Below are 11,336 nucleotides of genomic sequence, written 5' to 3'. Positions count from 1 at the left end.
GGGGTCAGCGGATTACTTGGCCGCGGAGGACGATGCGGGTGGGGGTGCGGACGACGCGCAGGTCGGCGCGCGGGTCCTCGGGGTAGACGACCAGGTCGGCGAGGCCGCCCTCGACCAGGCCGGGGAAGCCGAGCCACTCCCGGGCGCGCCAGGACGCGGCCGCCAGCACGTCCACGGCGGCCATGCCGGCCTGCTCGTGCAGGAGCAGCATCTCCTCAGCGGCCAGACCGTGGTCGATGCCACCGCCGGCGTCGGTGCCCACGTAGATCGGCACGCCCGCCTCGTACGCGGACCGGACCACGGTCGGGAAGCGGTCACGCAGGGCCAGCATGTGGTCGGCGTAGCCGGGGAACTTGGCGCGCGCCTGGTCGGCGATGCCGCCGAAGGTACGGATATTGATCATCGTGGGGACCAGCGCGGTGCCCTGACGCGCCATCAGGTCGATCAGGTCCAGGCTCAGGCCGGTGCCGTGCTCGACCGAGTCCACCCCGGCCCGCACCATGATCTCCACCGCGGACTCGGAGAAGGTGTGCACCGCCGCGCGCGCACCTGCGGCGTGCGCCGCCTCGACCGCGGCGGTCATCGTCTCCGCGTCCCAGGCGGGCGCGAGGTCGCCCACTCCCCGGTCGATCCAGTCCCCGACCAGCTTGACCCAGCCGTTGCCGGCCTGCGCCTGCTCGGCCACGGTGGCGGCCACCGCGCCGGCGCCGACCTCCACCCCGATGTCGCGCAGATAGCGCTTCGGCGGGGCGACGTGCCGGCCGGCGCGGGCGAGACGCGGCAGGTCGTCGGCGTCGTCCAGCTCGGGGTAGGGGTACGGGGAGCCGGCGTCGCGGATGGCGAGCACTCCGGCGTCCCGGTCGATGCGGGCCAGCTCGCGGGCCTCGTCGAGCGAGGTGATCGGGGCCCCGCCCCGAGCGATGCCGATGTGGCAGTGCGCATCGGTCAGCCCGGGCAGCACGAAGCCCCCGTCGGCGACCGTCTCGGCGCCGGGCACCGGCTCGAAGGTCACCCGGTCGCCAACCAACCACAGATCGCGGACCTCGTCGTCCGGGAGCAGCACACCGCGCACATGCAGAGCCATGTGCACAGTCCTACCGGATCGCCCCGCGCCGCGACCGCCGGGTCCGCGTCCTCCTGCTCACCGCGCAGCCCTTCGGGCCCCGCAACCGCGCGGATGGACGGGACGGAAGAACACGACGAACATCGGTGGAACCGGGAGCCGAAGCCTGCGGAATGGTTTCTGGGAAATGGCGGCGGGCCGCCCGACGCCATTCGCTCCGGCGGCCTGTCGAAAATCCGACATGAGCAATCCTGGCCGCGTGCCCCGTCATGAGGCTTTCTTCGGATCGCACCACTCGGTAATGTTGCCTCGCGCACCATCCGCCCCATCCCGCACGACCGGCCCAGCGGCTAGCAGAAACCGCAGAAGAATCGGATGCCCGGCACCGGAGCACCGCCGCCGGGCGTCAAGACTCCCCCCTCGGCGTCTCCCCGATATCCGTGCCGGGACCGGTGGCCCCGACAGCGATACCGCGCCGATCGCCGTCCACCTCGACCTCTCAGGAGGCGCGCAATGATCGAGGCCATCGTTTCCGCGGCGCTACTCAAGATCGCGGAGGGGTCGGGGGCCGCTCTCGTCGAGGCGATCCGACAGCGGTTCACCACGCGGGACGAGCCGGACGACGTCGTACGGGCCCTGGACCGGACCGCGGAGGGGGCTGCCTCGGCGGAGGACACGGCACGGCTCGGCGAGGTCCTCGCCCGGTACGCGGCCGAGGACCCGGAACTCCTGCGGGCGCTCCGGCACGCCTCCGCGCCGGCCGGGGCGACCAACACGGTGCACTCCAGCGACGTCGGGAAACTGATCCAGGCCCAGCACGTCGGTGACGTCACCATGTAGGCGGGTGTGCGGAGCGAGCGCCGTCGATCGTCGCGAAGGGACGCTTCACCGGAGGGAAGAGGTATGGGCCCCGTTGCCGAGAACTCGCCGCAGAACGTCGCCCGGGGGCTCTCGGCGAACCAGATCCTCCAGGTGGGCAGCTCCGGGGCTATCTACGTCCAGCAACCGCATCCGACGGTCTGGTCGGCCGCCCGACCACACATGCTCCCGGGCGGCATCGGACGAATCGTCGGCCGGCACCATCTGTTGCAGGCCATGGACGAGGCCATGGAGGGCAGCGGTTCCCGATCCTGCATGCTCTGGGGCCTGGCCGGGTCGGGGAAGACGACGCTCGCACTCGCCTGGGCGAGCTCGCGCATCGACAACTATCCGGACGGCCAGTTCTTCGTCGACATGCGCGCCTACTCCGGCACTCCACGTATCGAGGCCCGGGACGCCGTCCGCACCTTCCTGGCCACGCTCGGGATCACCCGCGCCGACCTGCCCGACAACGAGGACGAGTGGGGCGCGGTGTTCCGAGCCGCGACCGCCGGCAAGCGGTGCCTGGTCGTCGTCGACAACGTGGGCTCCTACGACCAGGTGCGTGACCTCGTTCCGGGCTTCGGATCCGGCCTCGTGGTCACCAGCCGTCGCGCCATTCCGGAGATGAGCGTCCGGCACGAGGCGAAGGTGCTCAAGCTGCCACTCCTCACCACCGACGAGGGGGTCGAACTGCTCGCAGAACGCGTCGGATTCGTTCGGGTGAACAAGGCGGACAGCAGCGCGAGACGCATCGTCGAACTCCTCGAAGGTCACCCGTTGGCGCTCGCCATCGTCTCCGCGAAGCTCGCCATTCACACCAGCTGGACGGTTCGGGACGCCGTACGCGGAATCGAATCCGAGCGGAGCCCGCTCAGGTTCCTCGACGGCGCCGGACTGGGCATCGAGGTCGGCCGGGTGATCTCGTGGTCGGTGGAGGATCTGGACGCCTCGACGAAGCGCGTCCTCTACATCGCGTCGATGTTGCCGAGCAACGAATGTTCGCTGTCGGTGCTGGCCCTGATCCTCGACACGGCCGCGCGCGACTGCGACCGCATGCTGCAGGCCCTCTGCATGGCCTCCCTCGTCGACGAGGTCACGGTGGGCCACTACCGCATGCACGACATCATCAAGGCCTACCTCTCCGAGACGCGCTCCCGGGTCATGAGCGACGAGGAGCAGGCCGAGGTCGGCCGGCGGATCCGCACGGTCTATCTGGCGCTCAGCTACGCCGCCGATCACGCCGTCGATCCGCACCGGCATCCGCTGCGGTTGGACGAGGAGACGGCGGCCATCGCGTCCACCACACGCTTCACCGTGGCCGAGGCCCTGGCCTGGTTCGAGTCGCTCACCCCCGCGATGAACCGCCTGATGGAGGAGGCCGCGGCGGCCGGGGAGTTCACCTTCGTCACGCGCTTCGCGCGGTCGGTCAACACGTTCCTCTACTGGCGGCAGGACGTGACGAGGACCCTCGCCGTCCAGCAGGCGGCAGTCGCCGCGGCGGTCGCGGGCGACGCGGCGATGGAGGGTCTGTCACGACGCGCACTCGGCCGGGCCCTCGCCGACGCCGGGCGGCTGGCGGCCGCGAAGGAGGAGCTGGGCATCTCGATGACGCTGGACGCCGCGCGGGGCGACGAGAGCGGGGTCGCCTCCGCCCAGCACGCCATGGCGGAGCTCGCGCTCCGATCGGGTCAGCACGCCGAGGCGCTCCGGTGGGGCGTCCGCGCGGCCCGGGAGTCCCGCCGGACGAACAATCCGGTACGCGAGGCGCGTGGTCTGTACGACGCCGCCCGCGCACTCAACGAATTGGGGCGGCACGCCTGGGCCCAGGCTCTCGGGCTGCGCAGCCTCGCGATCTGCGAGGACCGGGGGAACGCCTACGGCCGGGCGCTGGCGCTGCGCCTTCTCGGCGAGGTGGGCCTCAGGTCCGGCGACCTCGATCAGGGGTGCACCTGGCTCGAGCGCGCCTGGAGGGTGGAGGAATCCCTGGGTAACGCCCGGTCGGTACGGTCGATCCTGCACCGGCTCGAGCGGGCCTACGGCGAGCTGGGCGACGAGAGTGCGGGCGACGAGGTTCGACGCGCCCTGGCGGGCCTGGAACGCTATCCCGACCTGACCCGGTCGAGCGTGGTGATCGGGACGGTGACGCCATGAGTCCGCGCTACGCGCCCCTCGTCCCGGCCGACGAACTGGCCAGCCCGCAGTCGTACCGGCAGCTGCGCCGGCCGCGGGAGAGCGCCGACTTCCGCCGCGAGGTCGAGGGCCTGGTCGCAGCGGCGTGCCGGGAGCAGGAGGCGGGAGACCGCCTGGCCGAGGCGTTCGTCACGATGAGTGCGAACCTCGCCGGGGAGGGGGCGCTGAGCTTCACCGGGCTCCTCCCGGCACCGCGCTTCGGCAAGGCGCGGGAGGCGTACGACTCGGTGATGCGCGACAAGGGCAGCCGCGGCTCCCTGCACAGCTACCTGAACGCGGCCCAGTCCAGCCTGCTGCTCGACGATCCCCACTTCCGGGAGACCTTCGCCCACCCCCTCCTGGTCGCGCTCGTCGCCCACGCGCTCGGCGGGCCCGTGAAAATCGTCGACCTGCGGGCCAAGGACACCCAGCCGCTCGACGTCGTCGCGCGGGACAACACCCTGCACGTCGACAACAACCCGTTCATGGACGAGTTCAAGGTGATCGTCACGTGGACGTCGGGGACGGAGCGCGGCCCCTCCGGGCAGGGGCTCACCTACCTGCCGCGGACGAACCGGCTCTTCCGGCAGTGCCACGTGGGCCCGCACGGTGACCCGTGGAGCGACGAGGACAGCTGCATCTTCCCGTCCCGCTCCCGGGTCGACGAGGCGCTCGCCGCCCAGGCGCGCTTCCACGACGACCGCCTGCCACGGGTCGTCCACCTCAAGGACCTGGCGGCGCCGTGCCACACCATCTTCGCCGCGAGTCGCCTGGTCCACCACCGCTACCGGACCTCCACCGGAGCGCCTCGCAGCGCGATCATGGCGTCCTTCCACCGTACGGACGACGGCAGCGACCAGCTCGGCGTCGGGGACCTGGCGGCTAACGAGCTCGACAGGTGGTTGCTGACCGGGGCGGCCGGTCCCGGCTTCCTGGCGGCGCTGCGCGGCGAGGCGACCCGCATCGTCGGCGCGTTGCGGCTGTCGGTCAGCCGGCCCGGCCTCGTGATCGATCCGGATCGGCACCTTCTCGAGGGTGCCGGGCTCGACGGCTGGTATGCCCGGTTGAGCGCGGGTGTCTCGCTCAACCGGCTTCGCGAGGCCGCTCTGGCCGGCTCCCGTGACGGTGACGTGCCGGCCGCGGAGCGACTCGTCGCCCGCCTCCAGTACGACCTGCAAGGCCCGCTCAACATGCCGCTCTACGCGGACCTGAGCGAGGAGGAGCGCAAGCGCGCCCGGATCGTGATCCGTGAGATGGCGCCGGACCGGATCCGGCACTTCCTGACCCGGCTGCGGGCCGACTGGGTTCGACAGGGTGCGCCCGGGCACGTCGACCGGCCGTTCGACCGGAGCGTCGAGGAGCTCCACGGCTGCCTGCGGGTCCTCGACCGGAGCATGGCACGGGCACAGCCCTCGGGGCACGTCGACCTGGTCTGGGGCCCGGCCGACGGGCAGCGGGTCGCCCGCTCGCTCCACCGCTTCGTCGTGGATCTCGGCCGCACCGCGGAGCGCACCGAGGACGAGGACTCCCTCGTCACGGCGAGCGCGTTCGGGGCGCTCGCCGCGGCCCTCGCCGCCGACCTCCTCGTCCTCGGTACGCCGGGTCGGGAGGTCGCGGCACGCCTCTTCGCGCTCTACGCGGGCCTGGTGGCCCCGGACGCCCTGGATCGCGAGACCGATGCGGCCTGATCGACCGAGGCTCGAGTCGTACCTACGGTTCGTCAACGAGGAGATGCAGACGGCCAAGTTGGCGTCCGAGGTGTGGCTGCGCAGCGCTCCCGCTCACGTGGTCGTGGAGAACGACCACTTCGTACGGTCGCTGGTGCGCGGCGGGCTGGCACCCGGCGAACGGGGCCGCGACCCGGACGGTCTCGACCCGATCGAGGCGGATCCGGTCCTGCTGCGGGAGCACTACTGGGATCGGGTCACCCGGGCGAAGCGCGTGGCGGTCCAGTTCGGCGCCGCCGACCACGACGACCTGGACGACTACTTCACGGTGGCGCCCGAGCGGAGCAGCCGGGCGACGCTGGAGCGGGCACGCACGACGATCGGCCCGGGTTCCCCCGCGGATTTCCTGCTCCGCAGCATCGACCGGCTGGCTGCCACGAAGCACGTGTCGCACTCCGAGGCCTGCCGGGAGGCGATGCGCCTGCTCGCCGCGGCCTGGCCCGACCTCGTCGAACGGTCCCACGCGGCGCCGGGTGCCGCGCCGCCCACCGTGGAGCGCGTCCTCGCGGAGTTCCACGCCGCCGTCGGCGCCGGTCACGTCGGGCGGGGCACCGCGCCCGGCCGCCCGCGGGCGCCCGAGGATCCGGTCGACGCGCGGCTCACCACGGTGGAGGCACGGGAGCTGGCCAGCCTGTACATGCTCGGCCGGCGGTGCTTCACGGACGAGGAGCTGCGCCTGGCTCAGCGGCTGGCGGAGAACCCCCGCCTGCGGTACGCACTGCTCGCCACGCACCTGCGCCTGGTCGCCGAGTCCGGGGCGGAGGCGGTGCGGCTGACCGTTGGCTGGGGGACGACCCGGGCCCTGCTGCCCTTCACGGAGGCCTTCGTGAACCGGACGGGGTACGCCTCCCCGGTCATCGACCTGTCACCCAACCCGAAGCTGATCACCGTGCTCTGCGACAACGTCCTGCCGGCGGTGGCGGGCGAGCTGATCGGGAGGAACGCCGCCGAGGACGCCCTGGATGCCGACGCGCTGGTCGCGGGCGTCCAGGCGGCGGTCCGGCGGGGCGTCTTCGCCGTCACGATCGGTCTCTTCCACCGGAGCGAGCGGCCGGACGTCGCGGCGCTGTCCGGCTTCAGCCGGCGGGTCTGCCCGGCCGTCACGCCGTTCGGCGGCTTCTGCAGGCGGTGGTTGCCGTACTACTTCGAGCGCTGTCCCGGCGCGTCCTCGCGCCGGGCACCGTCACGACCCGCCTCGCCGGAGGCGGCACTCAGCCGCGCTTCTCCCCCTTGCCGAACTTGTTGAAGTCGATCTTCGGCAGCTTGAAGCCGGGCGGCAGCCCCTGGTTCGCGAGATCGTTCGGGTCCATCCCGGCCGGCAGCTGCGGCATACCGCCCGGGAAGCCGCCGGGCAGCCCGGCGCCGGCGCGGGGACGCCCGCCGCCCTTCGTGCCCTTGCGCTTGTTCTTCGGGGACTTGGTCGCCTTGCGTCGTCCGCCGGGCAGGCCCATCATGCCGCCCATCTGCTTCATCATCTTCTGCGCGTCGGCGAAGCGGTTGAGCAGCTGGTTGACGTCCATCACGGTGACCCCGGAGCCGTTGGCGATACGCGCCCGGCGCGAGCCATTGATGATCTTGGGGTTGGTCCGCTCGGACGGGGTCATCGACCGGATGATCGCGGTGACCCGGTCGAAGTGCTTGTCGTCCAGCTCGGCGAGCTGGTCCTTCATCTGCCCCATACCGGGCATCATGGCCAGCACGTTGGCGATCGGGCCCATCCGGCGGACCGCGATGAGCTGGTCGAGGAAGTCCTCCAGGGTGAACTGCTCGCCGCCCATCAGCTTGGCGGTCATCTTCTCCTTCTGATCGGCGTCGAAGGCCGCCTCGGCCTGCTCGATCAGAGTGAGAACGTCGCCCATGCCGAGGATCCGGCTGGCCATCCGGTCGGGGTAGAAGACGTCGAAGTCCTCGAGCTTCTCACCGGTGGAGGCGAAGAGGATCGGCTGCCCGGTGACCTCGCGGACGGAGAGCGCGGCACCACCACGGGCGTCACCGTCGAGCTTCGACAGGACGACACCGGTGATGCCGACGCCGTCGCGGAACGCCTCGGCGGTGCGTACCGCGTCCTGGCCGACCATCGCGTCGATGACGAAGATGACCTCGTCGGGGTCGACCGCGTCACGAATGTCGGCGGCCTGCTGCATCATCTCCGCGTCGATACCGAGCCGGCCGGCGGTGTCGACGATGACGATGTCCCGCGCCGCCCGCCGGGCGTGCTCGATCGAGTCCCGAGCCACCTGGACCGGGTTCCCCACGCCGTTGCCGGGCTCCGGGGCGTACACCTCGACGCCGGCGCGGCCACCGAGCACCTGGAGCTGCCCGACGGCGTTGGGACGCTGGAGGTCGGCGGCGACCAGCAGCGGCTGGTGCCCCTGGGCCTTGAGCCAGCGGGCCAGCTTGCCGGCGAGCGTGGTCTTACCGGAACCCTGGAGACCGGCCAGCATGATCACGGTCGGCGGCTGCTTGGCGAACTGGAGCCGCCGCCCTTCGCCACCGAGGACGTTGACCAGCTCGTCGTTGACGATCTTGACGATCTGCTGGGCGGGGTTGAGGGCCTGCGAGACCTCCGCGCCGCGCGCCCGCTCCTTGACGTTGGCGATGAAGCCCTTGACGACCGGCAGCGCGACGTCCGCCTCCAGCAGCGCGAGGCGGATCTCGCGCGCGGTGGCGTCGATGTCGGCGTCGGTGAGCCGACCCTTGCCGCGGAGCTTGGTGAAGATCCCGGAGAGGCGGTCACTCAAGGTGTCAAACACTCGAACATCCCGTTTGTCAGTGTTCCGGCGGGCACAAGCCGGCCGGCGCGCACAAGGCCGGCCACCGCAAGGGTAACCGTCCCACCTTCCCGGTGCTTCCCACCGGGCCAGCCCGCGACCGGTCGCCGCCCCGCCCCGATCCCTGGACGGTCACCACCGCACCAGACCCGACTGGTACGCGAAGACGACCAGCTGGGCCCGGTCGCGGGCGGCGAGCTTGACCATCGCCCGGCTGACGTGGGTCCGTGCCGTGGCCGGGCTGACCACCAACCGCTCGGCTATCTCCTCGTTGCTCAGCCCCTCACCGACCAGCCCCACCACCTCGCGCTCCCGGTCGGTCAGCGTGCCGAGCCGGGGGTGCGGGCGGGGCACCCGGGACGGCCGGGTGGCGAACTCCCGCACCACCCGCCGGGTCACCGAGGGCGAGAGCAGCGCCTCGCCCTCGGCCACCAACCGGATCGCCCGGAGCAGCTCCGCCGGCCGGGTGTCCTTCGTGAGGAACCCGCTCGCCCCGTGGCGCAGCGCGTCGAAGACGTACTCGTCCAGCTCGAAGGTGGTCAGCACGATCACCCGGGTGCCGGTCAGCTCCGGGTCGGCCACGATCCGCCGGGTCGCCTCGATGCCGTCCACGCCCGGCATCCGGACGTCCATCAGGATCACGTCGGGGCGCGCCCGCCGAGCCACCTCCACGGCGGCGAGCCCGTCCGCCGCCTCCCCGACGAGCGCCAGGCCCTCCTCGCTCTCCACCAGGGCCCGCAGCCCGATCCGGACCAGGTCCTGGTCGTCGGCGATCAACACCTTGATCATGAGCGCTCCTCCACCGGCAGCCTCGCGTGGACCCGGAACCCGCCACCGGCGGCGGGCCCGGCGTCGAACGTCCCACCCAACGCGGTGACCCGTTCCCGCATACCGGCCAGCCCCGAGCCGGTCGGGGCGGACCCGGTGGCGGCGACACCGCGACCCGTGTCGGTCACCTCCACCTCGACCTCCGTCGCTGCGTACCGGATCCGCACCGCGGCGGTCGCCGGGCCGGCGTGCCGCAGCACATTTGTCAACGACTCCTGGACCACCCGGTACGCGGCCAGGTCCACCGCCACCGGCAACGCCGTCGGCTCCCCGTCGACCCGTACGGTGACCGGCAGCCCGGCGCCGGCCAGCCGGTCCCGCAGCGCCGGCACCTGCGCCAGTCCCGGCGCGGGCGCCCGCTCGGCCGTCCCGTCACCCCGGCGGACCACCGCGAGCGTCACCCGCAGCTCGTCCAACGCCTCCTTACTGGTACGGCTGATCGCGGCGAGCGCGGTGTGCGCCTGCTCGGGCCGCTTCTCCAGCAGGTGCAGCGCGATCTCGGCCTGCATGTGGATGGCGGCCAGGCCGTGCCCCACCACGTCGTGCACCTCCTGGGCCACCCGCAGCCGTTCCCCGTCGGCCAGCCGCCGGGCCTCCTCCGCGCGAGCCCGGGCACCGGCCTCCCGGCTCAGTCGCACGGTGGTCCCCACCGCGAACGGCACCACGACCCACGCCACGGCCGGCATCAGCCCCAGCAGTCCCGGGGACCCGGAGCCGACGAAGACGTGCACGGTCAGGAGCACGAGCGCCGCCGCGGCGCCGACCGCCGCCGGCCGCAGCGCGCGGTGCGCGGCGACGCTGTAGACCGCGACGAGCAGCGACAGCAGGATCGGCCCGTACGGGTGGCCCAGCACCAGGTACGCGCCGGCGGCCAGCACCGTCACCGCCAGCGTGGCGAACGGCCACCGGCGCCGGAGAACCAGCGCCAGCGCGGCGACCACCACCGGCGCGTACGCCGAGCCGTCGGCGGTGACGCCCTGTCGCGCGGTGGCCGGCCCGGTGCCGAGGAGCCCGACGGCGAGCAGCACGACGGCGAGCGGCACGTCACCGACGATCTCCCGCCACCCGGGTCGTCTCCGGTCCACGCCGCCCCTCCCGTCGAAACCCGTCCTGCCCACCCGCCGGTCCATGCCTCGCCGAGGTCCGTGACGCCCCGCGCGGCGGTCGGGGAGCCGGCGCGAAGTCCGGGCGGGCCGGCGTCGCCGGCCTTCGAGCAGATTCTGCCTCCCGGAGCACCGGTACCGGCGGCCCCGACCGTGCTGTCCAGGGTCGCGCGCGTCGGAGCGGCGCGCGTCGGCCGGCGGGCGGCTCTTCGGCTACGCGCCACGACGTAGCGGCCGTCGCCTCACACCGCGCCGAGGACGGCCGCCTCCAGCCGGGCCCGGGTGGCGTCGTCGGGCCAGCCCCCGACGAGGTAGAAGACGTCGACCACGTCCCCGCCGAGGGTGGCGATGCGGGCGGCCCGGACCTGGGCGCCCGCGTCGTCGAGCGCCCGGGTCACCCGGTGGAGAAGCCCGGCGGCGTCGGCGGCGCGCAGCTCCAGCAGTACCGCCTCGGTGGCGGCCTCCCGGTGCCAGACCACCCGCGCGGCGGCGCCCGCCGCCCGGCCCGCGAGTGCCCGGCCACGCAGCCGCCGCACGACCGAGACGTCACCGGCGACCGCCCGGCGCAGGTCGGCGCCGACCGCGATCGGATCGGGTGCCAGCCCGTACCGTGGCTGTACCCGGCACTCGACCAGGGCTCGCCCGTCAACCGTCGAGGCGTCGGCGGCGACCACCTCGAGCCGGTGCAGGGCCAGGCAGCCGGCCACCGTGGCGAGCAGTCCGCGCCGGTCCGCGGCGGCGACGGCCACCCGGTCACCGGCGATCTGGATCACCGGCAGCGGTTCGGCCAGCAACGCCCGGTCCGGGGCGGGCG

General features: G+C 72.9%; 8 protein-coding genes and 1 pseudogene. 4 read left to right on the top strand and 5 right to left on the bottom strand.

What is annotated here, in order from left to right:
• Positions 1-4: 4 nt before the first annotated feature.
• Positions 5-1,084 carry an amidohydrolase family protein gene (locus E1211_RS25785; protein WP_132351765.1) on the bottom strand — a complete coding sequence of 360 codons (1,080 nt, stop codon included), beginning with the start codon at positions 1,082-1,084 and terminating at the stop codon, positions 5-7.
• Positions 1,085-1,576: 492 nt separating this feature from the next.
• Here E1211_RS25785 and E1211_RS25780 point away from each other — a divergent pair, with 492 nt between their 5' ends.
• From E1211_RS25780 to E1211_RS25765, 4 genes are all read left to right on the top strand, one after another.
• Positions 1,577-1,903: a hypothetical protein gene (locus E1211_RS25780; protein ID WP_132351763.1), complete on the top strand. Its 327-nt coding sequence runs from the start codon at positions 1,577-1,579 to the stop codon at positions 1,901-1,903.
• 63 nt (positions 1,904-1,966) lie between these two features.
• Complete coding sequence (locus tag E1211_RS25775; RefSeq protein ID WP_132351761.1) at positions 1,967-4,075, top strand: tetratricopeptide repeat protein; 2,109 nt, start codon at positions 1,967-1,969, stop codon at positions 4,073-4,075.
• A complete protein-coding gene (locus E1211_RS25770) occupies positions 4,072-5,781 on the top strand; it encodes a hypothetical protein (RefSeq protein WP_132351759.1) in 1,710 nt (569 codons plus the stop codon). Before E1211_RS25775 ends, E1211_RS25770 begins: the two co-directional genes overlap by 4 nt.
• Positions 5,771-7,066: a hypothetical protein gene (locus E1211_RS25765; protein WP_165947347.1), complete on the top strand. Its 1,296-nt coding sequence runs from the start codon at positions 5,771-5,773 to the stop codon at positions 7,064-7,066. Before E1211_RS25770 ends, E1211_RS25765 begins: the two co-directional genes overlap by 11 nt.
• Here the strand turns inward: E1211_RS25765 and ffh are convergent.
• The 4 genes and pseudogenes from ffh to E1211_RS25745 form a co-directional block, all read right to left on the bottom strand.
• Positions 7,032-8,573, bottom strand: coding sequence for a signal recognition particle protein (gene ffh, locus E1211_RS25760; RefSeq protein WP_132351755.1), 1,542 nt, complete (start codon positions 8,571-8,573; stop codon positions 7,032-7,034). The two genes, E1211_RS25765 and ffh, sit on opposite strands and share 35 nt — an antisense overlap.
• A gap of 150 nt (positions 8,574-8,723) precedes the next feature.
• A complete protein-coding gene (locus tag E1211_RS25755) occupies positions 8,724-9,380 on the bottom strand; it encodes a response regulator transcription factor (protein ID WP_132351753.1) in 657 nt (218 codons plus the stop codon).
• On the bottom strand, positions 9,377-10,504 hold the full coding sequence (locus E1211_RS25750) for a sensor histidine kinase (protein ID WP_243709698.1): 1,128 nt from the start codon (positions 10,502-10,504) through the stop codon (positions 9,377-9,379). The genes E1211_RS25755 and E1211_RS25750 overlap by 4 nt, the downstream gene beginning before the upstream one ends.
• Before the next feature lie 260 nt (positions 10,505-10,764).
• Positions 10,765-11,336 (bottom strand): annotated as a pseudogene (locus E1211_RS25745) ([protein-PII] uridylyltransferase); the annotation flags it as partial.

It is taken from the genome of Micromonospora sp. 15K316, assembly GCF_004348525.1.
GTDB lineage: Bacteria > Actinomycetota > Actinomycetes > Mycobacteriales > Micromonosporaceae > Micromonospora.
Note: the sequence above shows the minus strand (reverse complement) of the source record. Positions and strands in the feature narration are given on the sequence as shown.

What these genes read in the sequence shown, in the direction of transcription:
- E1211_RS25765 (WP_165947347.1), top strand. Translation starts at nt 5,771, where the DNA reads ATGCGGCCTGATCGACCGAGGCTCGAGTCGTACCTACGGTTCGTCAAC.
- E1211_RS25755 (WP_132351753.1), bottom strand. Translation starts at nt 9,380, where the DNA reads ATGATCAAGGTGTTGATCGCCGACGACCAGGACCTGGTCCGGATCGGG.
- E1211_RS25775 (WP_132351761.1), top strand. Translation starts at nt 1,967, where the DNA reads ATGGGCCCCGTTGCCGAGAACTCGCCGCAGAACGTCGCCCGGGGGCTC.
- E1211_RS25785 (WP_132351765.1), bottom strand. Translation starts at nt 1,084, where the DNA reads ATGGCTCTGCATGTGCGCGGTGTGCTGCTCCCGGACGACGAGGTCCGC.
- E1211_RS25780 (WP_132351763.1), top strand. Translation starts at nt 1,577, where the DNA reads ATGATCGAGGCCATCGTTTCCGCGGCGCTACTCAAGATCGCGGAGGGG.
- E1211_RS25770 (WP_132351759.1), top strand. Translation starts at nt 4,072, where the DNA reads ATGAGTCCGCGCTACGCGCCCCTCGTCCCGGCCGACGAACTGGCCAGC.